This window comes from Micromonospora sp. NPDC085948, assembly GCF_040686315.1.
Lineage (GTDB): Bacteria > Actinomycetota > Actinomycetes > Mycobacteriales > Micromonosporaceae > Micromonospora.
The window spans coordinates 691,136-716,475 of the sequence record NZ_JBFBJW010000001.1; the positions used below are offsets into that span (position 1 = coordinate 691,136).

At 71.6% G+C, this 25,340-nt stretch carries 28 protein-coding genes; 16 read left to right on the forward strand and 12 right to left on the reverse strand.

Annotated elements, in window-relative coordinates:
• The first annotated feature begins 33 nt into the window (after window positions 1–33).
• Window positions 34–678, forward strand: a complete 645-nt coding sequence (locus tag AB0O48_RS03375; protein WP_357241104.1) for an O-methyltransferase — start codon at window positions 34–36, stop codon at window positions 676–678.
• A 6-nt stretch (window positions 679–684) separates the two neighbouring features.
• Here the strand turns inward: AB0O48_RS03375 and AB0O48_RS03380 are convergent, their stop codons facing one another.
• Entirely contained in the window at window positions 685–2,160 is a 1,476-nt protein-coding gene (locus tag AB0O48_RS03380; RefSeq protein WP_365062603.1) for a M17 family metallopeptidase, read from the reverse strand.
• A gap of 146 nt (window positions 2,161–2,306) precedes the next feature.
• Window positions 2,307–2,474, reverse strand: coding sequence for a DUF3117 domain-containing protein (locus AB0O48_RS03385; RefSeq protein ID WP_007455245.1), 168 nt, complete (start codon window positions 2,472–2,474; stop codon window positions 2,307–2,309).
• Window positions 2,475–2,663: 189 nt separating this feature from the next.
• Here AB0O48_RS03385 and AB0O48_RS03390 point away from each other — a divergent pair, with 189 nt between their 5' ends.
• From AB0O48_RS03390 to AB0O48_RS03405, 4 genes are read left to right on the forward strand one after another with little or no spacing between them, the layout of a single operon-like run.
• Complete coding sequence (locus tag AB0O48_RS03390; protein WP_357241098.1) at window positions 2,664–3,482, forward strand: PaaX family transcriptional regulator C-terminal domain-containing protein; 819 nt, start codon at window positions 2,664–2,666, stop codon at window positions 3,480–3,482.
• 4 nt (window positions 3,483–3,486) lie between these two features.
• The gene (locus tag AB0O48_RS03395) at window positions 3,487–4,278 is read left to right on the forward strand and encodes an enoyl-CoA hydratase-related protein (protein WP_357241095.1); all 792 of its coding nucleotides are present in this window, start codon (window positions 3,487–3,489) and stop codon (window positions 4,276–4,278) included.
• Window positions 4,279–4,337: 59 nt separating this feature from the next.
• A complete protein-coding gene (locus tag AB0O48_RS03400; RefSeq protein WP_357572083.1) occupies window positions 4,338–5,636 on the forward strand; it encodes a DUF1800 domain-containing protein in 1,299 nt (432 codons plus the stop codon).
• 14 nt (window positions 5,637–5,650) lie between these two features.
• Window positions 5,651–6,892, forward strand: a complete 1,242-nt coding sequence (locus AB0O48_RS03405; RefSeq protein WP_357241089.1) for a DUF1501 domain-containing protein — start codon at window positions 5,651–5,653, stop codon at window positions 6,890–6,892.
• Here the strand turns inward: AB0O48_RS03405 and AB0O48_RS03410 are convergent.
• From AB0O48_RS03410 to AB0O48_RS03425, 4 genes are all read right to left on the reverse strand, one after another.
• Window positions 6,889–7,512 carry a hypothetical protein gene (locus AB0O48_RS03410; RefSeq protein ID WP_357572082.1) on the reverse strand — a complete coding sequence of 208 codons (624 nt, stop codon included), beginning with the start codon at window positions 7,510–7,512 and terminating at the stop codon, window positions 6,889–6,891. The genes AB0O48_RS03405 and AB0O48_RS03410 overlap by 4 nt on opposite strands.
• 13 nt (window positions 7,513–7,525) lie before the next feature.
• Window positions 7,526–8,107, reverse strand: a complete 582-nt coding sequence (locus AB0O48_RS03415; protein ID WP_357572081.1) for a DNA-3-methyladenine glycosylase I — start codon at window positions 8,105–8,107, stop codon at window positions 7,526–7,528.
• Window positions 8,108–8,173: 66 nt separating this feature from the next.
• Window positions 8,174–8,671 (reverse strand): SRPBCC family protein, encoded by a 498-nt coding sequence (locus AB0O48_RS03420; protein WP_357572080.1) that lies wholly within the window; start codon window positions 8,669–8,671, stop codon window positions 8,174–8,176.
• A complete protein-coding gene (locus AB0O48_RS03425) occupies window positions 8,668–9,330 on the reverse strand; it encodes a DivIVA domain-containing protein (RefSeq protein WP_357572079.1) in 663 nt (220 codons plus the stop codon). Before AB0O48_RS03425 ends, AB0O48_RS03420 begins: the two co-directional genes overlap by 4 nt.
• A 153-nt stretch (window positions 9,331–9,483) precedes the next feature.
• Between AB0O48_RS03425 and folP the strand changes: the two genes are divergently transcribed.
• Window positions 9,484–10,353 (forward strand): dihydropteroate synthase, encoded by an 870-nt coding sequence (folP, locus tag AB0O48_RS03430; protein WP_357572078.1) that lies wholly within the window; start codon window positions 9,484–9,486, stop codon window positions 10,351–10,353.
• Window positions 10,354–10,364: 11 nt separating this feature from the next.
• On the opposite strand, the gene ndhC is transcribed toward folP, so the two are convergent.
• The gene (gene ndhC, locus AB0O48_RS03435; protein ID WP_088986508.1) at window positions 10,365–10,742 is read right to left on the reverse strand and encodes an NADH-quinone oxidoreductase subunit A; all 378 of its coding nucleotides are present in this window, start codon (window positions 10,740–10,742) and stop codon (window positions 10,365–10,367) included.
• Window positions 10,743–10,870: 128 nt separating this feature from the next.
• Between ndhC and AB0O48_RS03440 the strand changes: the two genes are divergently transcribed.
• The 3 genes from AB0O48_RS03440 to AB0O48_RS03450 all read left to right on the forward strand — a co-directional run bounded on the left by AB0O48_RS03440 (window position 10,871) and on the right by AB0O48_RS03450 (window position 15,513).
• On the forward strand, window positions 10,871–12,340 hold the full coding sequence (locus tag AB0O48_RS03440; RefSeq protein ID WP_357241071.1) for a hypothetical protein: 1,470 nt from the start codon (window positions 10,871–10,873) through the stop codon (window positions 12,338–12,340).
• 298 nt (window positions 12,341–12,638) lie between these two features.
• Window positions 12,639–14,486, forward strand: a complete 1,848-nt coding sequence (locus AB0O48_RS03445; RefSeq protein WP_357241068.1) for a 2-oxoacid:acceptor oxidoreductase subunit alpha — start codon at window positions 12,639–12,641, stop codon at window positions 14,484–14,486.
• Window positions 14,479–15,513 (forward strand): 2-oxoacid:ferredoxin oxidoreductase subunit beta, encoded by a 1,035-nt coding sequence (locus AB0O48_RS03450; protein ID WP_357572077.1) that lies wholly within the window; start codon window positions 14,479–14,481, stop codon window positions 15,511–15,513. Before AB0O48_RS03445 ends, AB0O48_RS03450 begins: the two co-directional genes overlap by 8 nt.
• 70 nt (window positions 15,514–15,583) lie before the next feature.
• On the opposite strand, the gene AB0O48_RS03455 is transcribed toward AB0O48_RS03450, so the two are convergent.
• The gene (locus tag AB0O48_RS03455; RefSeq protein WP_357241062.1) at window positions 15,584–16,228 is read right to left on the reverse strand and encodes an NAD(P)H-dependent oxidoreductase; all 645 of its coding nucleotides are present in this window, start codon (window positions 16,226–16,228) and stop codon (window positions 15,584–15,586) included.
• Between the two features lie 82 nt (window positions 16,229–16,310).
• On the opposite strand from AB0O48_RS03455, the gene AB0O48_RS03460 reads away from it, so the two are divergent.
• On the forward strand, window positions 16,311–16,790 hold the full coding sequence (locus tag AB0O48_RS03460; protein WP_357241059.1) for a MarR family winged helix-turn-helix transcriptional regulator: 480 nt from the start codon (window positions 16,311–16,313) through the stop codon (window positions 16,788–16,790).
• A 124-nt stretch (window positions 16,791–16,914) separates the two neighbouring features.
• Here AB0O48_RS03460 and AB0O48_RS03465 read toward each other — a convergent pair whose 3' ends face one another.
• Window positions 16,915–17,928, reverse strand: coding sequence for a potassium channel family protein (locus tag AB0O48_RS03465; protein ID WP_357241056.1), 1,014 nt, complete (start codon window positions 17,926–17,928; stop codon window positions 16,915–16,917).
• A 277-nt stretch (window positions 17,929–18,205) separates the two neighbouring features.
• On the opposite strand from AB0O48_RS03465, the gene AB0O48_RS03470 reads away from it, so the two are divergent.
• The 4 genes from AB0O48_RS03470 to AB0O48_RS03485 all read left to right on the forward strand — a co-directional run bounded on the left by AB0O48_RS03470 (window position 18,206) and on the right by AB0O48_RS03485 (window position 20,790).
• Entirely contained in the window at window positions 18,206–18,691 is a 486-nt protein-coding gene (locus AB0O48_RS03470) for a helix-turn-helix transcriptional regulator (RefSeq protein WP_357241053.1), read from the forward strand.
• A gap of 154 nt (window positions 18,692–18,845) precedes the next feature.
• The gene (locus tag AB0O48_RS03475) at window positions 18,846–19,427 is read left to right on the forward strand and encodes an ATP-dependent Clp protease proteolytic subunit (RefSeq protein ID WP_357242342.1); all 582 of its coding nucleotides are present in this window, start codon (window positions 18,846–18,848) and stop codon (window positions 19,425–19,427) included.
• Between the two features lie 71 nt (window positions 19,428–19,498).
• The gene (locus tag AB0O48_RS03480) at window positions 19,499–20,263 is read left to right on the forward strand and encodes a hypothetical protein (protein ID WP_357241050.1); all 765 of its coding nucleotides are present in this window, start codon (window positions 19,499–19,501) and stop codon (window positions 20,261–20,263) included.
• Between the two features lie 176 nt (window positions 20,264–20,439).
• Window positions 20,440–20,790, forward strand: coding sequence for a DoxX family protein (locus AB0O48_RS03485; RefSeq protein WP_357241047.1), 351 nt, complete (start codon window positions 20,440–20,442; stop codon window positions 20,788–20,790).
• Window positions 20,791–20,891: 101 nt separating this feature from the next.
• Here the strand turns inward: AB0O48_RS03485 and AB0O48_RS03490 are convergent, their stop codons facing one another.
• Window positions 20,892–21,263 (reverse strand): helix-turn-helix domain-containing protein, encoded by a 372-nt coding sequence (locus AB0O48_RS03490; protein ID WP_357241045.1) that lies wholly within the window; start codon window positions 21,261–21,263, stop codon window positions 20,892–20,894.
• 46 nt (window positions 21,264–21,309) lie between these two features.
• Here AB0O48_RS03490 and AB0O48_RS03495 point away from each other — a divergent pair, with 46 nt between their 5' ends.
• Window positions 21,310–22,194 (forward strand): NAD(P)-binding domain-containing protein, encoded by an 885-nt coding sequence (locus AB0O48_RS03495; protein ID WP_365062612.1) that lies wholly within the window; start codon window positions 21,310–21,312, stop codon window positions 22,192–22,194.
• 203 nt (window positions 22,195–22,397) lie between these two features.
• A complete protein-coding gene (locus AB0O48_RS03500) occupies window positions 22,398–23,288 on the forward strand; it encodes a DUF1963 domain-containing protein (RefSeq protein ID WP_365062613.1) in 891 nt (296 codons plus the stop codon).
• 163 nt (window positions 23,289–23,451) lie between these two features.
• On the opposite strand, the gene AB0O48_RS03505 is transcribed toward AB0O48_RS03500, so the two are convergent.
• Both AB0O48_RS03505 and AB0O48_RS03510 read right to left on the reverse strand, forming a co-directional pair.
• Window positions 23,452–24,114, reverse strand: coding sequence for a response regulator transcription factor (locus AB0O48_RS03505; protein WP_365062615.1), 663 nt, complete (start codon window positions 24,112–24,114; stop codon window positions 23,452–23,454).
• A complete protein-coding gene (locus AB0O48_RS03510; RefSeq protein ID WP_365062617.1) occupies window positions 24,111–25,256 on the reverse strand; it encodes a HAMP domain-containing sensor histidine kinase in 1,146 nt (381 codons plus the stop codon). The genes AB0O48_RS03505 and AB0O48_RS03510 overlap by 4 nt, the downstream gene beginning before the upstream one ends.
• Window positions 25,257–25,340 lie beyond the last annotated feature (84 nt).

Here is a 25,340-nt window from a genome sequence, read left to right on the forward strand (position 1 = left end):
ACCACGCACCGCCCCCGGAGGTGCCCCATCGCCATGGTCGCCGGTACCGGCAGTTCGACGGCCCAGGCTCAGCAGTTCGCTGAGTCGTACGTCACCGAGGATCTCGTCCTGCGCACCGCCCGTAGCCTGGCCCTGGAGGTGGGCCTCGACGCGGTCACCCCGGGCGCGGGAGCGGCGTTGCGGCTGCTGGCCGCCGCCGGCAACGCCCGCGCGGTGGTGGAGATCGGCACCGGCACCGGCGTGAGCGGTGTCTGGTTGCTGCGCGGCATGCGCGCCGACGGTGTGCTCACCACCATCGACGTGGAGGTGGAGCATCAGCGGATCGCCCGGCGGATCTTCGCCGAGGCGGGCTTCGCGGCCGGCCGTACGCGGATCATCACCGGTCGGGCGCTCGACGTGCTGCCCCGGCTCGCCGACGGCGCGTACGACCTGGTCTTCGTGGACGCGGAGGCCACCGGCTTCCATGCCTGCGTGGAAGCCGCACTGCGGCTGTTGCGACCGGGCGGAGTGCTCGCGCTCAACGGCGTGTTGGCCAGCGGCCGGATCGGTGATCCGGCCGCCCGGGACGCGGAGACGGTGACGGTCCGCGAGACGATCAAGGCGGTCCGGGAGTCGGAGCACTGGATCCCCGCGCTGCTTCCGGTCGGGCACGGGGTGCTCGCCGCGGTGAAGTGCTGACCCGGGTCAGTCGACGCTGGCCAGCCAGCGCAGCAACCACCGAACGCCCCAACCGGTGGCGCCGCGGCTGACCTCGGCCTGGTCGCCGTCCGCCCAGGACGGGGCCGACATGTCCAGGTGCAGCCAGCGGTCCCGCAGCTCGCCGGTGAACTCGCGCAGGTAGAGCGCGGCCAGCACCGAACCGGCACCCTGTGTCGGCGCGCTGTAGAGATCGGCGACGTCGCTGCCCAGGTATTCGGCGTAGTCGTTGTGCAGCGGCATCCGCCAGGCCGACTCGCCCGCCGCCTCGGTCGCGGCCAGCACGTCCGCGGCCAGTTGGTCGTTCTCGCTGTACAGCGCGGCGGTGCGCTTGCCCAGCGCAACGGCGTTGGCGCCGGTGAGGGTGGCCAGGTCGAGCAGTAGGTCCGGTTCGAGCTGCTGCACCGCGTACGCCAGGGCGTCGGCGAGGACCAGACGGCCCTCGGCGTCGGAGTTGGTCGTCTCGCTCGTCGTGCCGCCGTAGTGCCGGATGACGTCGCCGGGGCGGAACGCGGAGCCGCTGACCATGTTCTCGGCGAGCGGGGCGAGCGTCGTGATGCGCACCGGCAGCCGCAGCGCGGCGGCACCGAGGGTGGCGGCGACGACCGCGGCCGCGCCGGCCATGTCCTTGCGCATCAGTTTCATCGCCGGTACCGGCTTGATCGAGATGCCGCCGGTGTCGAAGGTGATGCCCTTGCCGACCAGCACCACGTGGGTACGCGCGTCGGCGGGGTGCCAGTCCATCTCGACCAGCCGGGGGCCACTTGCCGAGCCGCCGCCCACGGCGAGGATCCCGCCGAAGCCCTCGGCGGCCAACTCGGCCGGGCCGCGAACCCGCAGTCGCAGGTCCGGCAGGTCGGCCGCGGCGGACGTCACCTGGTCGACGAACCACTGCGGGGTCTTCGTCGAGGAGGGCGTGTTGGTCAGGTCACGGGCGAGATGGGTCATCGCCGCGGTGGTCCGGGCCGTGGCGACGGTGGCCTCGAACGTGGTCGGATCGTCGAGCAGCAGGTCGATGCCGTCGAGCGTCGGCGCGTCGCCGGCCTCGGTCAGCCGGTACCGGTACGAGGCGAGCAGCAGCCCCTCGGTCAACCCGCGCACCGCGGCCGGAGTCAGCTCGCCCGGCAGCGCGATGGTGATATGCGTCTCATTCGCGGCAGACCGGGCCAGGGCCGCGCCGGCCGTCCGCCAGGCTGCCTCGCCGCCGTCGCCGATGCCGAGCAGCAGAAGCCGGCCGGGGGTACGTCCGGGGCGCAGTTGGGTGTGGATCTCGCCAGCTCGGCCGTTCAGCCGGGCCGCCGACACCAGTGCGGTCGCCTCGTCGGCCGTGTCGTCCGGCGGGGCCGCGGCGGTCGACACGGGCTCGGCCGAGGCGTCACCTCCGGCTGCCGGATCGACGGGACGGACAGGCAGGACGAGGACGTCGAGCCGGTCGGGCTCGGCGATCAGACGGATGGCGAGCACGCGGAACCGTACCTCCAGGAAAGTGTCGCGGAGCGGAACTCAGCCCACCTGCCCGCAGTGATGAAGACCCTGAGCCACCGGCGGTACCGGTGGCTCAGGGTCACGGAACGCTCCGGGCGGTGCGAGCCGCCCGGACCACTCCTTACTCAGCCGGCCGCCGCCTTCAACGCGTCACCGAGCGCGTTGGCCTCGTCGGGAGTCATCTCGACGACGAGCCGGCCACCGCCCTCCAGCGGGACCCGCATGACGATGCCCCGCCCCTCCTTGGTGACTTCCAGCGGACCGTCGCCCGTCCGCGGCTTCATCGCCGCCATGTTGTCTCCCCTCAGACCTACACCAGGGTCGGTGGGTTGCCCCACAGCCACTTCGTCACGACCACCCGCAACGGTCGCGGGGGTGTCGACAGCGATTTTCCCTGATGAACACCGCCGGACCCAAACCGGAGCAGCATTGATGTAACAGCATCTAGCTTATCTTGAGAAGGCCTGTCACAATGTGCGGTCATGCAGGCACGGTCGGCACTCTTCGACCTGTACGGCGACCACCTCCGACCGAGGGGTGGCCGCGCACCGGTTGCTGCCCTGGTCAAACTGCTGGCGCCGCTGGGAATCGCACCGCCAGCCGTTCGCACCGCCGTGTCCCGGATGGTGCGTCAGGGCTGGCTCGAACCGCTCCGGTTGATCTCCGGACCGGGATATTCGATCACACCGAAAGCCGCCCGACGACTCGACGAGGCGGCCTCCCGGATCTACCGGACCGGCCGGGTCACCTGGGACGGCCGGTTCGATCTGCTGGTGCTGGAGGCCCCGGGCTCCCGACGGGACCGCCAGCGGCTCGCCGCGAACCTGAGCTTCCTCGGCTACGGCACGCTCGACGAGCAGACCTGGGTCGCCACCCGTCCCGCCGAGGACGTCGACCTGATCCTCGCCGAGGCCGGCATCCGGTTCGAGCGGTTCAACGCCGCACACTTCGCCGGCACCCCCGGTGCGATGGGCGTGGTCCGGCGAGCATGGGACCTGACCGAGATCGGCCGCGCCTACGAGCAGTTCGTCGCGGACCAGCGCCCACTGCTCTCCGCCGTGACCGTGCGCAGCAGCGACGAGGAGGCGTACGCGACCCGGTTCCGGCTGGTGCACGCGTGGCGTACGTTCCTCTTCCGGGACCCGCAGCTACCCCCGGCGCTGCTGCCCGAACGCTGGCCCGGCACCGCCGCGGCCAGTTTCTTCGACCGGCACGCGGCCCGCCTGCGTCCGGCCGCGGACCGGTACGTCGAACAGTGCCTCGACGCCGGCAACCGCCTCGTCCGACAGAAGGGTCGTTAGACACGTGACCGAGCCGCTGCTGGTCGACCGGACCGACGCCGTCGTCACCCTCACGCTGAACCGGGCGAACGCGATGAACGCGCTCGACGTGGCGCTGAAGGAGGCGCTGCGGGACGCCCTGGCGGAGCTGGAGACCGACCGGTCCTGCCGGGCGGTCGTGCTGGCCGGGGCGGGCGGGTCGTTCAGCGCCGGTCAGGACCTGCGCGAGCACGTGGCGACGCTGGAAAGCTCCGGGAACGATCCCCTGGGCACCGTGCGGGCGCACTACAACCCGATCGCCGCCCGGCTGGCCAACCTGCCCAAGCCGGTGATCGCCGCGGTCCGTGGCATGGCCGCCGGTGCGGGCGCGTCGCTGGCCTTCCTCGCCGACATCCGCATCGGTGGCCCGACCACCAGCTTCCTGATGGCCTTCGCCAAGGTCGGCCTCGCCGCCGACACGGGCGCCTCCTGGACCCTGCCCCGGCTGGTCGGCCACGCCAAGGCGGTGGAGCTGCTGATGCTGGCCGAGCCCGTCCGTGCCGAGGAGGCCTGCCGGATCGGCCTGCTCAACCGCCTGGTGGATGACGACGAGTTGGTCTTGCCGACCGCCCAGGAGCTGGCCGCCCGCCTCGCCGCCGGCCCGACGGTCGCCTACGGGGCGATCAAGCGGCAGCTCTCCATCGCCGACGCCGGCACCCTCGCCGACGCCCTCGCGGCCGAGGCGCAGGCCCAGTCGATCTGCGGTGCCACCGCCGACCACCGGGCGGCCACGTTCGCCTTCGTCGGCAAGCAGAAACCGGTCTTCGAGGGACGCTGAACGCGATTCGCACGCCGCCCTTACCGTCCTCGAACACGGGCGGCCTAGCGTCGGCCGGTATGAGCGATCGTGAAGCGGTGGCGCACCTGCTGCGCCGGGCCACCTTCGGGCCGACCGCAGACGAGGTGGACGCCGCCGAGCGGGCCGGTCCGGCAGCGACCCTGGACCGGCTGCTCACCCCGCCCGCGACGGACCGGGGTGCGGCGGCCACGCCGATCCCCACGCTGTCCGCCGACCCGTACGCCGGGCTGACCAAGGACTCCACCCGCGAGCAGCGGCAGCAGGCCAACGCGGAGCGGCGCAAGCAGCTCCAGCAGGTCACCGCCTGGTGGCTGGACCGGATGGTGGCCGCCGAGGACGGGCTGAGCGAGAAGCTGCTCTTCTTCTGGCACGGGCACTGGGCGACAAGCGCGCAGAAGGTCAAGTCGGCCCGGGTGATGCAGGGCCAACTGGACACGCTGCGCCGGCACGGACGCGGGCCACTGGCCCCGCTCGTCACCGCGATGGTGCGCGACCCCGCCCTGATCATCTGGCTGGACGGGCAGAAGAACACCCGCAAGGCCCCGAACGAGAACCTGGCCCGCGAGCTGATGGAGTTGTTCACCCTCGGCATCGGCGCCTACACCGAGGCCGACGTGAAGGCCGGCGCGCGCGCCCTGACGGGCTGGGTGGTCGACAGGCGTACCGGGACGGCCCGCTTCGAGGCCAAGCGGCACGACCCCGGCGAGAAGACCATCCTCGGGCAGAGCGGCCGGTTCGACGCCGAGGCGTACGCCGGGCTGCTGGCCGCCCAGCCCGCGGCGGCGACGTTCGTGGCCGGCCGGCTCTGGTTCCGCTACGCCGGCACCGACGTCCCGGCACCGGAGGGCCTGGCCGGCGCGGACACCATCGCGACCCTGCGGGCGATCCTCTCGGCACCGGCCTTCGCCCAGACCAGGGGCACGCTCGTCAAGCAGCCGGTGGAGTGGCTGGTCGGGGCGCTGCGGCAGCTCGGCATCCGACCCTCCGCCCTGCCCGAGCAGGAGCACAAGCAACTACTGGCCGGCCTGAACGCGCTCGACCAGGTGCCGCTGCGACCGCCGAGCGTGGGCGGCTGGCCGGCCGGGGCCGCCTGGCTGACCACCTCGTCGTTGCAGGCACGGCTGCGGACGGCCGGGATGCTCGCCGCCGCGGTGAATCCCACGGTGCTGGCCCGGCTGACCGCCGCGCCCACCGCCGGCCGGCCGGACGCGCTGGCGCGACTGCTGGTGGTCGACGGCTGGAGCGCGCGTACCCGGGCCGCCCTCACCCCGCTGGCCGGCGATCCGCGCAAGTTGCTGGCCGCCGGCCTGGTCAGTCCCGAATACACAGTCAGCTGAGCGGAGGAGTCGACATGGACACCCAGACCCGACGCAGGTTCCTGCTGACCAGCGGGGTGGTCGGCGCGGGCGCGCTGGCCGCCGGCGCCGGCGCGTACCGCCTGCGGGACCTGCTGGACACCGGCGGGGACCGTGATCCAGAGGCCCGCACGCTGGTGCTGGTGACCCTCTACGGCGGCAATGACGGGCTCAACACGGTCATCCCGTACGGCGATCCGGCCTACCGGGCGGCCCGTCCCGAGCTGGCGTACCCCGACGGGGAGGTGCTGCGGTTGGACGACGGCTTCGGCCTCAACCCGGCACTGGCCGGTCTGCACCGGCGCTGGTCGGGCGGTGGGCTGGCGATCGTGCGCGGGGTCGGCTACCCGAAGCCGGACCGCAGCCACTTCCGGTCGATGGACATCTGGCACACCGCGCAGCCGGACCGGCCGGGAAACACCGGTTGGCTGGGTCGTTGGCTGGACTCCGTCGGTGGCGACCCCCGGCTGGCGGTCTCCTTCGAGCCGGCGCTGCCGCCACTGCTGGCCGGGGAGCGGAGCGCGGGCGCCGCCGTGCCGGTGGCCGACCGGAAGGCCGCCAAGGGGCTGCCCGCCGAGACACTGACCGCGCTCGCCGCCGCCGAGGCGGGTGAGTCGGCGGCCCGGGGCCGGGCCGCCGCCTGCTTCGCCGACCTGCGGTCGGTGGACGAGATGATCCGCCAGGTACGCGACTCCGCCGACCCGGACGCGGCGGAACCGGACGGCGAGCAGGCGCCCGCGACGGCGACCGGCGGTGCCCGCACCCCGCTGGACGCGCAACTCGACCTGGTCGCGCAGTGCGTCGAGGCCGGAGTGTCCACCCGGGCCTTCTCGGTGTCGCTCGGTGGCTTCGACACGCACGCCGACGAGAAGCAGTTGCAGGCCGTCCTGCTGGGTCAGGTGGACCGGGCGCTGACCGGGTTCGCCGACCGGATGAGCCGCACCGAGGCGGGTCGGAAGGTGGTGGTGGCGGTCTACTCCGAGTTCGGCCGCCGCGTCCGGGCCAACGCCTCGGACGGCACCGACCACGGCACCGCCTCGGACGTGCTGCTGCTGGGTGCCGGGGTGCGCGGCGGCTGGCACGGTGCACCGCCGAGCCTCACCGATCTCGACGACGGCGACCTGAAATACACGACCGACTTCCGGGACGTCTACGCCACGCTGCTGGAACGGGTGCTGGACACCGACCCGGGACCGATCCTCGCCGACTGGCGGGGACGCGTGGACAAGCTGTTCTAGTCGTCCTCTTCCGGGTCCTGGTTGGCCTCCGCGCCCAGCACGAACGCCTGCATGGCCAGCTCGTCGTCGGACGGCGAGACGAAGGCGGGCAGCTCACGCGGACCCAACTCCTGCACGTACGACCAGAACAGCCGGACCGCCTCCGCCCGCGTGCCGGCCTCGATCGGCAGGTCGAGGCTGACCAGCCAGGTGCGCCGCTCCGGGGGCGGGCCGAGCTGGTCGGCCAGCGCCCGGAAGGCCGCCGGCTCCAACGCGGTGACCGGCCCGTCGAGCGTCAGCAGGTCGGCCGGCACCGGCTCGTCGAAAACCCGCCGGGTGTACGACACCACGACCGTCCCCGGCTCGACCGAGGACTGCGGGTCGTCCGGGTCTTCGCGGTGACGGCGACCCGGCGCGCGGACCCGGCCGAGCGCGACCAGCCGTGGCGGCGCGTCGACGAGCACCGCCACCTGGTCTCCCGTGCTCGGCCGGCTGCTGTCGGTCAGCCCGGTCAACTCCAGCGTGTCGTGGTGCACGAGCCGCTCGGCCTCGTACCGCTCGGCCGGCAGCAGCACGGCCCACGCGCCCACGCCGTCGGCACGGCCGGATCCACCGGCCCGGTACGCGGTCTCGGTCGTCATGCCTGCCATCCCATCATGTCGCCGCGGGAAGGGTGACGTGACAGCCGACGATGTGATCGTCGACCATGCCGGTGGCCTGCATCAGCGCGTACGCGGTGGTCGGGCCGACGAACCGGAAGCCGCGCTTCTTGAGCGCCTTGGCCATCGCCGTCGACTCCGCGGTGATCGGCGCCAGCTCGGCGAACGAGGCGGGGCGGGCCGGTCGGGGCTCCGGGGCGTAGGACCAGAGCAGCGCGGACAACCCTTCCGGCACCTCCAGAGCGGCGCGGGCATTGGCGATCGCCGCCTCGATCTTGGCCCGGTTGCGGACGATGCCGGCGTCGGCGAGCAGCCGGGTCACGTCGGCGTCGGAGTATCCGGCGACGGTCGGGATGTGGAACTCGTCGAAGGCCAGCCGGAACGCCGGGCGTTTGCGCAGAATGGTCAGCCAGGACAACCCGGATTGGAACGCCTCCAGCGTCATCCGCTCGTAGAGCGCGTCGTCTCCGCGCAGCGGCCGACCCCACTCGGTGTCGTGGTAGATGGCGTAGTCAGGGGTGCTCGACCCCCAGGCGCAGCGGGCCAGCCCGTCGACGCCGATCACCAGGTCAGTCACGTCGTACACGCTAGGGCATCGCTCCGACACCCCACCGCCGCCGGCACCGGCTGGCCGCCGGCGCGGTCAGGGCAGCCGGCCCTGCTCGACCAGACGGGCGAACCTCTTCAGCGCCTGGGTGAGGCCGAGCTTGGAGCCGGGCCAGAGCACCGGCCACGCCAGTCGACCGGCCCGGCCGCCCGGCAGGTGGAACCACTCGTGCCAGACGACCTGGGTACGGTCCCGACCCAGCTGGGTGCAGCGCAGCACACCCGGGCCGCGCAGCAACTGCCCGTAGTGCACCACGCCGATCTCGTACGGTTCGTCGACCCGGACCACCCGCATCTCGTCGCGCAGCACGGCCCGGCCGAGCGCCGTCACGGCCTCGATGCGGCTGCCCTCGCGCCCGTCGCCCTCGACCACGCGCACCCGCGTGAACGGGATCCAGTCGGACTGCCGCTCCCAGGCGAGCAGGGCGGCGAAGACCCGCTCGGCGGGGGCGTCGACGATCACCGTGGCGGTTACCTCACCAGCACCGGGTTGGGCGGCCTCCCGAAGATCGTCGGCGCCCCCCGGGCCGGTCACGCCGACTCCGACCGAACCGTCGCGCCGTGCTGCCCGGTGCCGTCGGCGGAGGCGCCGTCGGTCTGCTCAGGATCGCCCGTCGTACCACCGGACGGCACGGCGGCCGGCGCCACACCGTCGGAATCCGCGGGTGACGCGGTGGCGGTGGGTTCCAGGCCCGCGCTGGTCGAGCCGACCGGGGCAGCCCCGGAGCCGGTCGCGTCGGCCGGCGGCCCGGCCGCGTCGGACGTCGCCGCGTCGGACTCGGCGGTGGTGGACTCGGCGGTGTCGGACTCGGCGGCGTCCGCGGTCGTCGCCTTGCTGACGGACCGAACACGAGCGTCGCGCAGCACGTCCGCGTCGTCGATACGGCCGGCACGCAACGCGGTGACCTCCGCCTCCAGTACGCCGATCAGCTCCGACTTGTAGCCGATGTCGTAGGCGGCACGTCGCATCGCCTGATCGACCTGGGACATCCGGTACCCGCGCAACGCGGTGTCGAAACGGACCGCCCCCACGTCGGATTCGCGCAGTGGCCGGGTGCCGGGCAGCGCCACGGCCTGCGAATCCGGCTCGGCGGGCGCCAGACCGGGATCACGGCCGCTGACCAGCACCGTCACGCCGAATATCACCGCCGCGACCGTCAACGCCACGACCAGGAGGAGCAGAAGCTGACCCATGTACTGATCGTGGCACGGCAGCCGGCCGGGAGCGACCCCGCCACCCGTCCCGATCACGATCCGTACCGACGCCGCCCGGAGTTGCGGTCGGACCAGCGACTAGCGTCGGGGTCGGCCGACGTGGCAGCGACGGCGGACTCTCGGGAGGCGGGCATGGCCGGGGCGCTTCGGCTGGGTGGGCGCACGTTCGCCCCCGACGAGCTGGTGGTGATGGCGATCGTCAACCGCACCCCGGACTCGTTCTTCGACCGGGGGGCCACCTACGCCGCCGACAGCGCGCTGCGCGCGGTGGAGCGGGCCGTGGCGGAGGGTGCGGCGATCATCGACATCGGCGGCGTCAAGGCCGGCCCCGGCGCGGAGGTGGACGTCGTCGAGGAGATCCGCCGCACGGTGGACACCATCGCCGCCGTCCGGGTCGCGTTCCCAGAGGTGGTGATCTCCATCGACACCTGGCGCGCCGAGGTGGCGACGGAGGCCGTGGCGGCCGGCGCCGACCTGCTCAACGACACCTGGTCGGGTGTAGACCCGACCCTGGCCCGGGTGGCCGCGCGCACCGGCGCGGGCCTGGTCTGCTCGCACGCCGGCGGCCTGGTCCCCCGGACCCGGCCGCACCGGGCCGCCTTCACCGACGTGGTCACCGACGTGGTCGCGACGGTGACCGGGCTCGCCAAGCGAGCGGTCGCAGCCGGGGTACGCCCCGACGGCATCCTCATCGACCCGGCCCACGACTTCGGCAAGAACACCAGGCACTCCCTGGAGATCACTCGCCGACTGGGCGAGCTGACCGACACCGGTTGGCCGGTGCTGGTGGCGCTCTCCAACAAGGACTTCATCGGTGAGTCCCTGGACCTCCCGGTGCCGGAACGCCTGGAGGGGACGCTCGCCGCGACGGCGGTCTCGGCCTGGCTGGGCGCCCGGGTGTTCCGGGCTCACCAGGTCGGCCCGACCCGCCGGGTGCTGGACATGGTGGCCTCGATCCGCGGCGACCGCCCACCGTCGGCAAGCCGCCGGGGCCTGGCCTGACGCGGTGACGGTCAGGTCCAGCGGAGGATGTTCCTACGCCAGGCGTAGAGGATGCCGAGTGCGAGCACGGCCACGAACACCGCCATCTCCACCACCGTCACCAGGCCGAAGCCCGGCCGGTCGAAGACCACCGCCCAGGGGAAGAGAAACACCGCCTCGACCGCGAACAGCACGTACAGATACGCGTAGACGTAGTAGCGGATCTGCATCTGCGCCCAGTCCGCGCCGACCGGGTCGAGCCCGCACTCGTAGCTGGCCCGCTTGCCCGGCGGGTCGGCCGGACGCGCGGGGCGTAACACCCGGTTGGCCGAGAACGCCGTAACAAAGAACAGAACGCTGGCGAGCAGCAAGAGCCCGAGCGTCGCGTACGAGCCCAGGTATCCGGTCACAGTCGGGAGCCTACCGTCCGCCCGTCAGGGCCGTCCCAAACACGTTACGGATTTGTTTCCTGTCGGGACTAGTGCGCCGGGGCAACTGTTACCGACCATTGGACACCCACCCATGCACCGGAGGACAGATGGCCCGCCTGAAGGCATCGCCCGGTAAGCGGGCGGCGGGGCGGCACCCCATGTCCCTGCTGGGGACCTCGCTGGCGCTCGGTCTGCTCGCGGCGCTCGCCGTGGGGCCGGCCTGGGCCAGCGCGGCGACGCCGGAGGCGGACCCGGTCGTGTCGGCTACCGACCCGGTCGGTGAACCCGGGGGTGAGCCGGAGACCAGCCCGACGGACGAGCCGCCTCCGACCGAGGAGCCGGGCGGGTCTCCGGAGCCGACCAACCCGGCGCCGGAGACCACCGCGCCGCCGCCGGAAACGCAGCCGCCGGCACCGGAGACCACCGCGCCGCCGCCGGAAACGCAGCCGCCGGCACCGAGCAACAACGCGCCCGCGCCGGGCGGACCAGCCACACCGGCACCCCCGGCACCTCCGGCACCCCCGGTGCTGCCGGCGCCTCCGGCCCCGCCGGTCCGGCCGCCCGCCCCGGGTGCGGAGGCGCCGCCGGCGAATCCGCTCGGTGTGCAGGTCACCACCCAGGACGTGACGCTCTCCAAGGCGTACTGGAACGCGGCCAGCACGGCCACCACCCTGCAGGTCACGGTCAACAACACCGGCACGACGACGCAACGGATCCGCCTCTCGTACACGCTGCCGGTCGGGCTGACCGACGCGGGGACGAAGGGCTGCGCCGCCGCCGGCGGAGGTACGTACCACTGTGGGGCCTGGACGGTCGAAGCCGGCGTCCGGTTCAGCGCTCTGCTCCGCCTGCGGGTCGACGGCACCGCATGGCAGAAGATGCCCCTCGCCGGCTCCGTCCAGGTCGTCGCGGACGCGCCGGGGGTGCCCGGGGAAGCGGTCGACGACCAGGGCTTCGCGGTGCTCTTCCCGCCCGGTCCCCCGGTTCCCGGCATCACGCTGGCCGCCGACGAGGTCGCCTTCGACATCAGCGGCACCGCCAGCACCCTCGCGCTTCGGCTGGGCAACACCGGCGCGGTGGACGCCGCCGGCCGGGTCGAGGTCGTCCTGCCAGCCGGGGTGACCATCCCGACCCCGCCGTCCGGCTGCGTGGCGTCCGACCCGAGCCGGATCCGCTGCGACGTGGGCACGGTGGCGGCGGGCCGGACCACCGAGTTGCGGCTGCCGGTGGAGGCGACGCCGCAGGCCCAGCGGGAGGCACCGTTGTCCGGTGCCGTGATCGCCCAACTCGACCCACGCAGCGGCGCGACCCGGCAGGTACAGATGAGTTTCCGGATCACCGCCGCGGCCGCGCTGGCCACCCCCGTGGTCTCACCGCCCGCGCCGGCCGGATCCCAGGGCGTGCTTCCCGGAGGGGCTGCCGACGACGACGGAACGACCTCGGTACGGCGTACCGCGATCATCCTGATCGTGGTCTCCACGCTGCTGGTGGTGCTGGCCCTCACGCTGGCCACCATCTCGCTGCGCCGCCGGTTGTCCGGCCCGGCGCCCGAGCCGGTGTCGCACACCGCCGACTGAATCGACGAGCGGCCCCGGACCGCGTGTGTTCGGTGCCGCCGGCGTGCAACCTCTGGTGATCTGAATTACGGCGGGCGGGGCAAAAGCTCGCAAAGTCGGATATTCCTACTCCCATTCCGGTCCCAGTCGGCGGACCTCCGGCGATGGTTAGGGCTCCCTTAGACGTAGGCTCTCAGAAGAGGTACGACAGCGGCCGGACCAGCCTGGGGCGGTGCGGCGAAACGTCGCGTCAAGGAGGTCCCGTGGCCGGGCAAGGCGAGCTTCTGCGAGCCCCGCAGTCGCGAACGAAGGTGGCACAGTGACCAAGCAGATCCGTCAGCTCGACCGGGTGGTCATCCGGTTCGCCGGTGACTCCGGCGACGGCATGCAGCTGACCGGCGACCGGTTCACCTCGGAGACGGCGCAGCTCGGCAACGACATCTCCACGCTGCCAAACTTCCCCGCCGAGATCCGGGCTCCCGCCGGCACCCTGCCCGGTGTGTCGAGCTTCCAGGTGCACTTCGCCGACTACGACATCCTCACCCCGGGCGACGCGCCCAACGTGCTGGTGGCGATGAACCCGGCGGCCCTCAAGGCCAACCTGGCCGACCTGCCGCGCGGCGCGGACATCATCGTCAACACCGACGAGTTCACCAAGCGCAACCTCGCCAAGGTCGGCTACCAGGCCAGCCCGTTGGACGACGACTCGCTGGCCGGCTACGTCGTGCACCCGGTGGCGCTGACCTCGATGACCGTCGGTGCGCTCGCCGACTACCAGGTGTCCAAGAAGGACGCCGAGCGGTCGAAGAACATGTTCGCCCTCGGCCTGCTCTCCTGGATGTATTCGCGGCCCTACGAGTCGACGCTGCGATTCCTGGAGCGCAAGTTCGCGTCCCGTCCGGAGCTGGTCGCGGCCAACGTCGCCGCCTTCCGGGCCGGCTGGAACTTCGGCGAGACGACCGAGGACTTCGCCGTCCGCTACGAGGTCAAGCCGGCGAAGATGAAGCCGGGCACCTACCGCAACATCACCGGCAACGCGGCGCTCTCATTGGGGCTGGTCGCCGCCGGGGTCCGCTCCGGGCTGCCGGTCTTCCTCGGCGCGTACCCGATCACGCCCGCGTCGGACATCCTGCACGAGCTGAGCAAGCACAAGCGCTTCGGCGTCACGACCGTGCAGGCCGAGGACGAGATCGCCGCGGTCGGCGCGGCGCTGGGCGCGTCGTACGGCGGAGCGCTCGGTGTGACCACCACCAGCGGCCCCGGCGTGGCACTCAAGAGCGAGACGATCTCCCTCGCGGTGGCGCTGGAGCTGCCCCTGGTGATCGTGGACGTGCAGCGCGCCGGCCCGTCGACGGGCATGCCGACCAAGACCGAGCAGGCCGACCTCAACATGGCGCTCTACGGTCGGCACGGCGAGGCCCCGGTCGCGGTGATCGCACCCCGGTCGCCGTCGGACTGCTTCTTCGCGGCGCTGGAGGCGGCCCGGATCGCGCTGACCTACCGCACCCCGGTGATCCTGCTGTCCGACAACTACGTCGCCAACGGCTCCGAGCCGTGGCTGCTGCCCGACGTGGAGTCGCTGCCCGACCTGCGGGTCGAGTTCGCCACCGAGCCCAACGGCGAGGACGGCACCACCTTCCTGCCCTACCTGCGTGACCCGGAGACCCTGGCCCGGCCGTGGGCGATCCCCGGCACCGCCGGGCTGGAGCACCGGATCGGCGGCCTGGAGAAGGCCGACAAGACCGGCGACATCTCGTACGACCCGGCCAACCACGATTTCATGGTGCGCACCCGGGCCGCCCGGATCGAGGCGATTCCGGTGCCGGACATCGAGGTGGAGGACCCGGACGGCGACGCCCGGGTGCTGGTCCTCGGCTGGGGCTCGACGTACGGGCCGATCGGCGCGGCGTGCCGGGGGGTGCGCCAGCGCGGGCTGTCCATCGCCCAGGCGCACCTGCGGCACCTGGCCCCGATGCCGGCCAATCTCGGTGCGGTGCTGCGCGCGTACGACCGGGTGGTCATCCCGGAGATGAACCTGGGCCAGCTCGCCCACGTCATCCGGGCCCGCTACCTGGTCGACGCGATCAGCTACAACCAGGTCCGTGGCCTGCCGTTCACGGCCACCGAGCTGGAGACGACGCTGGAAGAGGTCCTGAAGAATGTCTGAGCCCGTCGCCCTCAAGCTCACCGCGAAGGACTTCAAGTCCGACCAGGAGGTGCGCTGGTGCCCCGGCTGCGGTGACTACGCGATCCTCGCGGCCATTCAGCAGTTCATGCCGGAACTGAACATCCCCCGCGAGCGGACCGTCTTCGTCTCCGGGATCGGCTGCTCGTCGCGCTTCCCGTACTACATGAACACCTACGGGATGCACTCGATCCACGGCCGCGCCCCGGCGATCGCGACCGGCCTGTCGGTGTCCCGGCCGGACCTGTCGGTCTGGGTGGTCACCGGCGACGGCGACGCGCTCTCCATCGGTGGCAACCACCTGATCCACGCCCTGCGGCGCAACGTCAACCTCAAGATCCTGCTGTTCAACAACCGGATCTACGGTCTGACCAAGGGTCAGTATTCTCCGACGTCCGAGGTCGGCAAGGTCACCAAGTCGACTCCGTCCGGCTCGGCGGACGCCCCGTTCAACCCGCTCTCGCTCGCCCTCGGCGCGGAGGCCAGCTTCGTCGGGCGGACCATCGACTCCGACCGCAAGCACCTGCAGTCGGTGCTGCGGGCCGCCGCCGAGCACGAGGGATCGGCGTTCGTGGAGATCTACCAGAACTGCAACATCTTCAACGACGGTGCGTTCGAGCAGCTCAAGGACCCGTCCACCCGGGACGACTACCTGATCCGCCTGGAGCACGGGCAGCCGATCACCTTCGGCGCGGACGGGCAGTTCTGCGTGGTACATCCGCCGGGCGCGTTCGGCCTGGAGGTCCGGGAGACCAGCTCGGTCCGCCCGGAGGAGATCGTCGTGCACGACGCGACGGTGGCCGACCCGGCGTACGCCTTCGCGCTGTCCCGGCTGCCCGGCCTGGACCTGCGCAACACCCCGATCGGGGTGTTCCGCTCGGTGGACCGACCGTCCTACGACAGTGTGGTGCAGGGTCAGCTCGCGGCCGCCAAGGCGACGGTCACCGAGACCCCCGAGCAGCAGCTCGCCGGCCTGCTGACCAGTGGCGACACCTGGACCATTCTCTGACCTGTCCGACCTGACGAGAGCGGCCGTCCCCGAACCGGGGGCGGCCGCTCTCGTACGTGCCGGTGCTGGCTCAGCGCTGGGCGGAGGCCGGCGTCCAGAGGTTGTCGATCTCCTTCTCGGTGGCCGCGAGGCTCGCCTCGTGCAGCGGGATCAGCTCGGCCATCGCCGGCACCGAGGGCGCCAGGGTCAGCTCGGTGCTGATGAAACGCGGCTCCAGGCCGGTCATCGACAGACCGTGCGGGAGCCACTGCTCCGCGTGGTCCCAACCGTGCCGCGGGGTGCCCTCACCGTAGCCGCCTCCCCGGGTGGCCAGCACCACGAACTCGCGGCCGCCGAGCAGGCCCTCCTGGGTCGTCGGGTCGTAGGTGAGGCCGGCGACGATCAGGTGGTCGACCCAGGACTTGACGCTGCTGGGCGCGCCGTAGTTGTAGAGCGGCAGCCCGAGCAGCACGACGTCGGCCTGCTTCACCTCGTCGACCAGCCGCCCGCTGAGTTCCCAGGATTCGCGCTGCGCCGGGGTGTGCTGGTCCGGCGGAGTCATCCGAGCCAGACCACCCGCCGCGTCGAGGTGCGGCAGCGGTTCCGCGCCGAGGTCCCGGTAGGTCACCGTGCCGTCCGGGTGGGCGGCGCGCCAGGTGTCGACCGCGCGGGCGGTGAGCCGACGGCTGACCGACCAGTCACCCCGAATGCTCGAGTCGATATGCAGCAGATGCATTATTTCTCCTCCAAGGATCGTCTGTGCAGCACCAACTATTTATAGCAGGCCGATGTTCCATCAGCTCGGTAGACTGGGTCACATGTCCGCCCCGCTGCCCGCCCCCTCGGAGCACCGCTCTGGCGCGCTCCTGGACCATCTGGCCCGGCGGATGCGGCTGCGGTCGGAGTCGGTGCTGGCGCCACTCGGCCTACGGCCGCGGCACCTGGTCGCGCTCACCGTGCTGCGCGCCGGCGGCGGCACCAGCCAGCAATCGCTCGCCTCCATCCTGGAAATGGACAGCACCAACATCGTCGGGCTGCTCAACGACCTGGAAGCGGAGCAGTTGATCGAGCGTCGCCGCTCACCCGAGGACCGGCGCCGGCACGTCGTCGAACTCACCGAAAGTGGTGCAAAACGCCTCAGCGAGGCCGAATGTGCCCTCGCCGGAGCCGAGGACGAGGTGCTGGGTGCGCTGGCTCCCAGCGAGCGGGAGACGCTCTACGAGTTGCTGCGGCGGGCCTCCACCACGACGCCGGTCAGCTGCACCGAGGCGATCTGCGCCGCCGACGACACATTCTGACGCGCCGCGCCTGCACCAACACCCCGACGGCGCGCCTGCACCGCCACCCCGACGACGGGACGATCAACCGGCCGGACGACAAGCTGCGCCGGGACGGGCGGTCAAGCGTGCGAGGGCGGGACGGTCAGGAGGTCGTCGCCGACTGCGGACGATCGTCGCGGACATGCACCAGCATGTCTCCGGTCTCGATCACCGCACCGGCCCGGTCGGCCAGCGTGACCACCTTGCCCCGTCGCACCAGGGCGATCACCAACGAGTCCAACTCGCGTGGTGAACGACCCACCTCGTCCCGCTCCGCCGAGCGCATCGCCAGCGCCATGCCCTGACCGGGGGTGAGAAGATCCTCCACCACGTCGATCAGCGGCGGGGCCGAGGTGGACAGGCCGAGCAGCCGACCCGCGGTGGCCGACGAGACGATCACGTGATGCGCGCCGCTCTGCTTGAGCAGCGGCGCGTTCTCCGCCTCGCGGGCCGCCGCGATGATCCGGACCTGCCCGGCGGTGAGCTGTCGCACGGTGAGCGCGACGAGCACCGACGCGTCGTCACTGTCGGTCGCGATGATCACGGCCTTCGCGTTCTTCACGTGTGCCTCGTTAAGCACCGACGAGCGGGTCGCCGAGCCCTCGATCGCCACCAGCCCGGCGGAGGTGGCCTGCCGCAGGGCAGCGGCGCTGCGCTCCACCACCACGATCCGCGACCGGTCCAGACCATTTTCCAGCAGGGCGGAGACGGCGCTGCGCCCCTTGGTGCCGTAGCCGCAGATGATGACGTGGTCCTTCACGGCTCTCCTCCACCGCGACAGGCGACGGCCGGTCCGGTACTGCTCGGTCAGAACTTCCAGGGTGGTACCGACCAGGATGATCAGGAAGATCACTCGGGCCGGGGTGATGAAGAGGACGTTCACCAGCCGAGCCGACGGCGCGGCGGGCGTGATGTCGCCGTAGCCGGTGGTGGAGAGCGACACGACCGCGTAGTAGAAGCAGTCGAGCAGGGTGAGGCCGTCCTCGTTGACATCACGGTAGCCGTCCCGGCCCAGGTAGACCGCGGCGACCACGGCGAAGACCAGGCCCAGGGCGGCGGCGAGCCGCAGGCTCAGCGCGCTCAACGGACCCCTGCGCTGCGCGGGAAAATGGATCACCGTCGAACCTGCCCCGCCACCGTCGCCTGCACGAGCACAACATAGCGGGTACGCCGCCCCCGGCACGTCCGGGTTGGGCAGGGACGACCGACGTCCCTCCCGCACCGGCTGTCGGACGACAACGACGAACCGGTGCGGGCCGGCAGACGGAGGCGGTCGCGACCCTCGCGACGACCAGCCGCGGACGACGCGACCGAGAAAGGATGGGACGGTCCGGATGGCCCGGGAAGGGCATGATGAGGGTGTTCCCGACGACGACCGCGAAAGTGAGGCCGGCATGTCGTTGCTGCGACGAGTCATCGGCGGAGTGCTGCGCCGACTGCGTCAGAGCCAGGGCCGCACGCTGCGCGAGGTGGCCGCCACCGCCGGAGTCTCCGTGCCCTACCTGTCCGAGGTGGAGCGGGGCCGCAAGGAAGCCTCGTCGGAGGTGCTCGCGGCGATCTGCCGAGCGCTCGGCATCCGCCTGTCCGACCTGCTGGAGGAGGCCCGCGACGACCTGCGGCGCGTCGAGCCTCGAATCCCGGCCGCACCACGGGCACAGCTCAACCGGATCGAACGGGCCGAGGTCGTCCGACACGACGCGCGCCAGCACGCCCTGCGGACGAGCAGGCCGATCCCCCACCGGGCACCCGGGGCGAGCGGCCCGACCCTCTGCGTCGGGGCGACGGCGTCCGCTGGTGGCTCGCGCTCCGGTCCGCGTACCGCCGCTCTGCGGGGTTGTGCGTGGGCTCGGGCGGGCGCGCGGCGGCTGACCGCCGCGTAGGCCGCCCGGTTCTGCCGTCGGCGGATCTGCCGGCGGCAGAATCACTGGGCCAGCGACCACCGTCGCCCGCACGCTGGAGGGGCCGGTCCACCGGGCGGTCCCACCGCTCGCCGGCGTGGTGGAAGGCGGCGGCGTGATCTCCTCCGGGGTACGGATGCTGGACGGCGCACAGCCGTCCTTCGGCGACCAGGTGTTCGAGCGATTGCTGCGGGAACGGATCGTCTTTCTCGGCACCGAGGTGACCGAGGAGTCGGCCAACCAGATCTGCGCGCAGATCCTGCTGCTCTCCGCCGAGGACGCCGAGCGGGACATCTTCCTCTACATCAACTCGCCGGGCGGGTCGGTGAGTGCGGGGATGGCGGTCTACGACACGATGCGCTACGTCCGCAACGACGTTGCCACGCTGGCGCTCGGGTTCGCCGGTTCGATGGGGCAGTTCCTGCTCTGTGCGGGCGCGGCCGGCAAGCGGTACGCGCTGCCGCACTCGCGGATCATGATGCACCAGCCGTCCGGTGGAATGGGCGGCACCGCCTCGGACATCACCATTCAGGCCGAGAACATGCTGCACGTGAAGCGGACGATGCAGGAGCTGATTGCCCAGCACACTGGACGAACCCTCGCCGAGATCCAGCAGGACTGGGACCGGGACCGTTGGTTCACCGCCGAGCAGGCCCGGGATTACGGCCTCATCGACCAGGTGATCACCCGGGCCGAGCAACTGCCCACGATTGCCTGATCCGTCCCGGCCTGTCGACGCTGCCACCACTGGCGAAAATCCGGTGGCGGCCGTTTATTAGGGTCACGTCTATGCGCCGACTGATTCCCACCCTGTCGATAGTCCTCGCCGTCGCCCTCGTCGGCGGCTGCGGCACCAAGTCCGACGACTCCGCGAAGCCCGACGCCACGGCCGCGGCACCGTCCAAACTCGAACCTGTCGCGGCCGTCAAGCAGGGCATGGACCGCAGCCTCTCGGGCACGCTCAGCATGCAAGCCTCGATCAAGGCCGGCAGCCAGTCGATGACCCTCGGCGGAAAGATGGATCCCGTCGCCAAGGCGATCCAGATCAGCGGCAAGGCCCCGGAACCGATCGAGGTCCGGATGCTCGACAACACCGCCTACATCAAGTCCGAGTCGATGGAGGGCGAGAAGCCCTGGATGAAGATCGACCTCGGCAAGCTCAAGCCGACGAGCACGCTGCGCCAGTCGTTCGACGTCAAGTCGCAGACCGGCCTCATCGGCGGCACCGTCTCCGCCCAGGAGGTGGGCGAGGGCCGTTACACCGGCGTCGCCGATCTCAACAAGGCGGCCGAGGTCGCCAGCACCGAGGCCGGAATGCGGGAGGGCCTCGAGTCGACCGCCAAGTTGGCGAAGGACCCGACGGCGATTCCGTTCGAGGCGACCCTCGACGCCGACGGACGCCTCACCACGCTCTCCTACACCATCGCCACGAAGTCGCTTGGTGACCTCGTCACCGAGATGCGGATGAGCGAATTCGGCAAGCCGGTCACGGTGGAAGCCCCACCCGCCGGCGAGACCGAGGCGGCCGCCGACGAGATGTACGCGTTCCTCTGACCGACCGGCACATCGTCGGCGTCACAAGCGTGGGCTGCGGGTCTCCCGCAGCCCACGCTGCGTCGGACGCCCGACACGACCCGATGTGGCACACGCTGTGCCTCAGGTCACAGCACCGCAGGTAACAATCCGCGGCACCGATCCGTCCTTGAGGCAGACAACCACAGGGAGGGCACATGTTCGCCGCGTACGTCACGCTCACGATTCTTGCCTCGGTCTTCACCGGCATCGCTGCCGTCACCTACCTGATCGGCCACGACTATCCGAAGGCCCAGGCCGACATGAAGCGCGTCCCACACTCGTGGTTGCCCCGGTTGGGCCTGACGCTGGCGGCGGGATCCCTGGGCCTGCTTGTCGGATTCGCCGTACCGCTGCTGGGCACCCTCGCCGCCGCCGGCCTCGTGCTGTACTTCGTCGGCGCGCTCATCGCGCACCTGCGGGTGGGCTCCCGCCAACTGGCGGGGCCGGCCGTCTTCTTCACCACCACGGTGGCCACGCTGGCGGTGAATGTGGCCTACCACTGGTGATCCGAGGGCTCCGCGCCGCCTGCGGTAGCCACTTATTTGTGGGTACTTGCCGGCGCGTGGGCGCGGCATGAGTCTGGTGGTGGGCAGTCGCGAGGGCCGGATTACGGGGAGGTGGCCGATGGTTCAGGAGGCCCCCCGGCCTCGATGAGCTTCTCCAGGCGACGGTGGCCCCAGTCGGAAACGGGGGCCAGCGCCTCGGAGAGGTCCCGGCCGAACGCCGTCAGCGAGTAGACGGTCTTCAACGGCAGCACCTCGTGCACCTCCCGGTGCACCAGTCCGTCGGTCTCCATCTCACGGAGCGCCTGAGTCAGCACCTTCTCGGTCAGGCCCGGCAGTTGACGGCGCAGCTCGCCGGGCCGGTGCGGACCGGATTCCAGCAACCAGAGCAGAGCCGTCTTCCACTTGCCGTCGATCACGGCGATCGCGGCGGTCACCCCGCAGACATTCAGGTCCTGTGCACGACTGCGCGTCATATCCGTCCTATTCGCTGCTTTTACTATGCTTTCCGGGAGTTGAATCGTGTCCTCGTACTCCGAAAAGTCTGTCACGGTGCTGGGCCTGGGGCCGATGGGGCGAGCCCTGGCCGGCGCATTCCTGGACACCGGCCTGCGGACCACGGTCTGGAACCGGACCCCGGGCCGGGGACGAGAGTTGGTCGAGCGGGGCGCCACCGCCGCCCGGTCGGCCGAGGAGGCGGTCGCCGCGAGTGGGCTGACCGTGGTCTGCGTGGTGAACTACGACGCGTCGGACGCCATCCTGAGACCCGACGCGGTCACCGATGCGCTCCGGGGGCGCACGGTGGTGAACCTGACCGCGGACACTCCGGACCGGGCCCGGGACACCGCGCGATGGGCGGCACGGCACGGCATCGGGTACCTGGACGGGGCGATCATGACGCCGATCCCCACCATCGGGACGCCGGACGGGGTGTTCATCCACAGCGGACCGACCGACCTCTACCAGGAGCACCGGCCGGCGCTGAACGCGCTGGGCGGGACCCACACCCACCTCGGCGACGAGATCGGCCGGGCAGCGGCGTACGACATCGCGTTGCTCGACATCTTCTGGACCGCGATGGCGGGCTACGCGCACGCGTTGGCGGTGGCGCGGGCGGAAGGTGTCACCGCACGGGACCTGGCCCCGTTCGCCAAGGGCATCGGTGCGATCCTCCCGCCGATCTTCGAGCAGACCGCGGAGGAGGTGGACAGCGGCCGCTTCTCCGGCGAGGACAACCCCATCACCTCGGCGGCATCCTCCATGGCCCACATCGTCCACACCTCGGAGGCACACGGCATCGACGCGGGCGTCATGCGCGCCGTCGAGGGCATGGCCCGCCGCGTGATCGGACTGGGCCACGGCACCGACGGGTTCATCCGGGTCACCGAGATGCTGGGACGGCGCTGAGGGTCGGACGCCGGTCCGCGACAGAGCCGCATCCCGGTCAGCCAGAGCATCCCGCCGGTTGGCTGCTCGGCTTCCTCGTCTGCCGATCTGCGCGCGCCCGAGCACGGCGGCAGCGATGCCGACGACAGGGCGTGCGGGCCATGGGCACCCGCTCGCTGAGGGCTCGCCTCCTGGTCGTTGTCTTCGTGGCATCATGTTGCGCTGTGGATCATCAGGGGCAGTTTTGTCGTGCAGCGCTCGCGTTGGGCGTCCCGGACGACGAGGTCAGCCGGTTCAATCAGCACCTCCGTTTGTCGATCCGGTTGAGCGGAGGATCCGGCGGTGTTCCGGTCGGGCAGTTCGGCGGGTTGCCCCGGCTGCCGGTGGACATGGACTGGCCGTCCGACGGGGTCGATCCGTTGCCGTTCATCTTCTCGGTCGACTGTGCGGCACTGCCAAGAGTCGACGGCTTCGGCCTGCCGGCAGACGGCTCGCTGCTGTTCTTCCTGAACCACGAGCAGGCCGCTGCCACCGGGGAGCGGAGGTACGGGCGAGTCGTGTATGTGCCGGCCGACGCCGATACCGAGGTGGCGGCAGGGTCCGCCGGCCACGCGCTCGTCGACAAGCAGTACGACGTCGGCGCCACGCTGCGCGCGGAGTTCCCCGATTGGTTCGAGGCAGACGAGGACGAGGACGAGGACGAGGACGAGGACGACCTGTCGCCCTTCCAGCAGCAGTTGGCCCGTGACCTCGAGCGGGACCTGCCGCACCTTGACGAACTTCGCACCCTGGCCAACGATCTCTGGCCGCCTGACAACGGGTACGCCAGCGCCTATATCGGTGGGTACGCCGACGAGGAGGTAATCAAGAGCATCGCGGAGCAGACCCTCGCGTGGCGCGAGAAGATCGGCGAGATCGTCATCCCGGTCGCGAAATGGTATTCCCATGTGGAGAAGGAGACACACCGGCTAACGAGTGAGTGGGTGTCGCTCGCCCGCTTCCCCGTAGACAACGAGTCCTATTACCGGAGTGACGGGAGTTTCGTGATCCGTCACGACGACCTGGCCGCCGGCCGGCTGGACGAGGCACTTTCCGTGGCTGAGTTGGTCCCATAGAAGAGCGGGTCTGGCGCCTGCACGAAGTCCAGGCAGCCCGGCGCAAGGCGGGCCACGTCCACAACCCCCGGCGAGGTAGCGGTCGCGGTCGGAGGGGTCGAGGTGAAGCCTTCCAGCACGTCCGGAATCTGTGGGCGGATGCGAACCCGGCGGCCACCCCGGCCTACTGGTCGGCGATGCGGTAGCCGACGCCGGCCCTGGTGGTGATGATCTGCGGTTCGCCGAGTTTGCGGCGCAGGCGGCCGATCGTGACCGTGACGGTGTTGGTGAATGGGTCGGTGTTCTCGTCCCAGACCTGGTCCAGCAGCGATTCGGCGCTCAGGAACGTAGGCGCCGCCCGCAGCAGCGCCTCCAGCAGGGCGAACTCTTTGACCGACAGGTCCAGCCGGCGGCCGTCGCGGGTGGCGGTGCGCCGGGCCGGGTCGAGCTCCAGGCCAGCCGCGCGCAGCGTCCTCGGCTGCGCCGACGGGCGGCGGCGGGCCAGGGCGCGGATCCGCAGCACCAGCTCGGGGAAGTGGAACGGCTTGGCCAGGTAGTCGTCGGCGCCGAGCGTCAGGCCGGTGACCCGGTCGCCGGGCGCGCCAGCCGCGGTCAGCATCAGGACCATCGGGCGGTCGCCCCGTTCGGTGATCATCTGGCAGAGGGTGTCGCCGTGCAGGCCCGGCAGGTCGCGGTCGAGCACCACCACCTCGTACGGCGCGAGGTCCAGCTTCTCGGCGGCCGTCAGGCCATCCACCGCGACGTCGACGGCCATCCCCTGGTCGCGCAGGCCCTCGGCGATCACCTCGGCGAGCGCCCGCGCGTCCTCGACCACCAGCACCCTCACGCGGCCTCGTCCTCCCCGGACGCCGGCGGTATCAGCGGGAGCCGGATCGCCACGTGCAGGCCGCCCTCGGGCCGGGCACGCAGCACCAGCGTGCCGCCGTGCGCCGCCGCGACGGCCGCCACGATCGACAGGCCCAGCCCGGTGCCGCCGCCGGCGGTCCGCTCCAGGCCGAGCCGCTGGAACGGCTGGCCGAGCCGGGCGACCTGCTCCGGGTCGAGGGGCGGGCCGCCGGTCTCGACGGCCAGCAGTGCGGTGCCGGCCTCGGGCGCGGCGACCACCCGGACCCAGCCGTCCGGCACGTTGTGGGTGATCGCATTGTCGATCACATTGCCGGTCATCTGGGCGAGCAGCACCGCGTTGCCGCGGGTCCAGGCGTCCGGCCGCACGTCGGCGCGGACCGTCAGCCGCTTGGCCTCGATGTCGGCGGCGCGGGCGGACACCACCTCCGTGACCAGCGCGCCTACGGAGACCGGTTCGCGGTCGGCGAGCGCACCGTGCTGGATGCGGGCCAGGGTGAGGAAGCCGTCGAGCAGCCCGTCGACCCGGTCCAGCTCGGTACGCAGCCGGCCGGCGAGCGCGACCGTCTGCGGCGGCACCGGCCCGGGCTTCGCGACCGCGACGTCCAGCGACGCACGCATCGTGGCCAGCGGGGTGCGCAGCTCGTGGGAGGCGTTGGCGACGAACCGGCGCTGCGCCGCGAACGCCTGCTCCAGGCGTTCGAGCAACTCGTCGATGGTGTCGGCGAGCGCCTTGACCTCGTCGTCGGGACCGGGGGTGGCCAGCCGCTCGTGCAGGTTGTCGGCGGTGATCCGGCGGGTGGCCGCGGTGATCGTGCGCAGCGGGCGCAGTACCCGCCCGGCGACGGACCGGCCCAGCAGCACCGAGGCCACCCCCATCACGGCCAGCGCGATCGCCGAGCCTCCCAGCAGTTGCCGGGCCTGATCCCGGTGCACGGCCTCCAGTCGGGCCTCCAGTTCGGCGATCCGCGCGGCGGAGGCGTCCGGCCGTTGTTGCTGAGCGGGCACGACCGGGGAGGTAGTGCGGGCGATCGTGAGGAAGCTGGTGAGGCCGAGCAGCGCGACGCCGGAGAGCATGAACAGCGCCACGTAGATGATCGTGAACCGCAGCCGAGCCGTCCGCATCCGTTCCCCCTGCCGCGCCGCCGACCGGCACGTGACCAGCATTCCGGTCCGGACCTAACAACGGCATAACGGTGCGCGTTCGAC

Bases quoted from the DNA above. Each gene is read 5' to 3' on its own strand.
- AB0O48_RS03510 (WP_365062617.1), bottom strand. From the start codon at position 25,256: ATGCGGACGGCTCGGCTGCGGTTCACGATCATCTACGTGGCGCTGTTC.
- AB0O48_RS03405 (WP_357241089.1), top strand. From the start codon at position 5,651: ATGGACACCCAGACCCGACGCAGGTTCCTGCTGACCAGCGGGGTGGTC.
- AB0O48_RS03440 (WP_357241071.1), top strand. From the start codon at position 10,871: ATGGCCCGCCTGAAGGCATCGCCCGGTAAGCGGGCGGCGGGGCGGCAC.
- AB0O48_RS03390 (WP_357241098.1), top strand. From the start codon at position 2,664: ATGCAGGCACGGTCGGCACTCTTCGACCTGTACGGCGACCACCTCCGA.
- AB0O48_RS03385 (WP_007455245.1), bottom strand. From the start codon at position 2,474: ATGGCGGCGATGAAGCCGCGGACGGGCGACGGTCCGCTGGAAGTCACC.
- AB0O48_RS03460 (WP_357241059.1), top strand. From the start codon at position 16,311: ATGTCCGCCCCGCTGCCCGCCCCCTCGGAGCACCGCTCTGGCGCGCTC.
- AB0O48_RS03410 (WP_357572082.1), bottom strand. From the start codon at position 7,512: ATGACGACCGAGACCGCGTACCGGGCCGGTGGATCCGGCCGTGCCGAC.
- AB0O48_RS03490 (WP_357241045.1), bottom strand. From the start codon at position 21,263: ATGACGCGCAGTCGTGCACAGGACCTGAATGTCTGCGGGGTGACCGCC.
- AB0O48_RS03475 (WP_357242342.1), top strand. From the start codon at position 18,846: ATGCTGGACGGCGCACAGCCGTCCTTCGGCGACCAGGTGTTCGAGCGA.
- AB0O48_RS03450 (WP_357572077.1), top strand. From the start codon at position 14,479: ATGTCTGAGCCCGTCGCCCTCAAGCTCACCGCGAAGGACTTCAAGTCC.
- AB0O48_RS03470 (WP_357241053.1), top strand. From the start codon at position 18,206: ATGTCGTTGCTGCGACGAGTCATCGGCGGAGTGCTGCGCCGACTGCGT.
- AB0O48_RS03375 (WP_357241104.1), top strand. From the start codon at position 34: ATGGTCGCCGGTACCGGCAGTTCGACGGCCCAGGCTCAGCAGTTCGCT.
- AB0O48_RS03485 (WP_357241047.1), top strand. From the start codon at position 20,440: ATGTTCGCCGCGTACGTCACGCTCACGATTCTTGCCTCGGTCTTCACC.
- folP (WP_357572078.1), top strand. From the start codon at position 9,484: ATGGCCGGGGCGCTTCGGCTGGGTGGGCGCACGTTCGCCCCCGACGAG.
- AB0O48_RS03400 (WP_357572083.1), top strand. From the start codon at position 4,338: ATGAGCGATCGTGAAGCGGTGGCGCACCTGCTGCGCCGGGCCACCTTC.
- AB0O48_RS03480 (WP_357241050.1), top strand. From the start codon at position 19,499: ATGCGCCGACTGATTCCCACCCTGTCGATAGTCCTCGCCGTCGCCCTC.
- AB0O48_RS03455 (WP_357241062.1), bottom strand. From the start codon at position 16,228: ATGCATCTGCTGCATATCGACTCGAGCATTCGGGGTGACTGGTCGGTC.
- AB0O48_RS03425 (WP_357572079.1), bottom strand. From the start codon at position 9,330: ATGGGTCAGCTTCTGCTCCTCCTGGTCGTGGCGTTGACGGTCGCGGCG.